At 48.7% G+C, this 1,264-nt stretch carries 1 protein-coding gene; it reads left to right on the forward strand.

Annotated elements, in window-relative coordinates:
• On the forward strand, positions 1-1,264 hold a 1,264-nt coding region (locus Q8M98_04460; GenBank protein ID MDP3114012.1), incomplete at both ends, for a hypothetical protein.

A 1,264-nucleotide genomic window follows, 5' to 3' on the forward strand; every position in this document is an offset into this window, starting at 1 on the left:
AACGAAGCCAATAGCTGAACTATCTGAGTATCTTGGGGAAGCATCAAAGAAACATGAATCCATAGGTGAACTATGTAAGCGATCAAAACAGATCAAGGTAGACGCATTCAAACAGCAACTTATCGATACGCTTGTACACAGCATTCAATCCACGCCTACTGCGGATTTGATAGATGCCCTATTCTTCTACAATGGAATGGCCCCGAAGAATTTTCAAGTCATTCTGGAACTTGCAGATAGAGAGCGATTTGAATATCCGGCTAATCATCAGGAAGTACAGCGCTGGATGAACACACGCTTCATGGCGGCAGCATCCAAAGATGTTCGTTCGGACTTGGACGCCTTCGGACGCAACGCGTCGGGCAAGGATGAAAAATTTCCACCCGTCAGATTGCCTGTTCTTGGCAATGTCATTCTTCGAGCAATGAACCAGGAGTCACCCTGCCAAACACGTTACGGCATGATCGACCATTATTCCTTTCCAGCAGGAGATGCGGCGCGGAAAGGGATGAAGAGTGCTCTTGAGTGGCTTGGAAAGGAAGAGAGAAAAGGTAAAACCTGGTGTGACCTGTCTCGCCGCATGGAACGACCGATGCTTCTTTTTGCCTATCCATCCCAAATCCCGGTCAACTTGCCTGAACTGGCCGGCATGATGGGGGATGAGGTAGATGAAATAATTGAAACAGGTCAGGAAAAGTTCTCCGCTCTCGCCGAGAAAGTAACGGTGGCCTTGCGGGGCAGGACAAAGGAAACCGTGGATTCCGAGATTCGGGTGTTTGTCCTTGTCAAGATGGATAAAGCGCGTACTAAGGTTGTCGCCAGCAACCGATATTCCTCCGAGCATGTTATCCGCTCAGCTCAGCTTTGGCAGGAGGGCAGCCGAAATGGTCCCACAATCAAGCTACGGAGTTTTGGAAAAAACAAGGGTGATACGCCAGTTTGGACTAAAACGCTTATTCCGTTTCCGGCAGAAGCGGTCTGGTGTCTGAATACGGTTTGGTCCCGTCAGGGCACCCGTGCGGAAGGTGCACACGGATTCTCCGTCAATGATGCATTAAGTCTGCTGCTGGGTGAAGGTCACGAACTCCATCAGGTTGCCACAAGGGCGCTGAACGCAGCGCTCCGCAACAGTTTACCGTTGTTGCTGGCGCTTGGACAGGCAAATGTACAAGGGCTTGTGCATATGATCGATAAAAAATACACGAAGAAATATGAGAAACAAAAATTGCTAATCCCGTCAATTATAAGTTTGAGCTTACATAAA

Source organism: Candidatus Cloacimonadaceae bacterium (assembly GCA_030693415.1).
Classification (GTDB): domain Bacteria; phylum Cloacimonadota; class Cloacimonadia; order Cloacimonadales; family Cloacimonadaceae; genus JAUYAR01.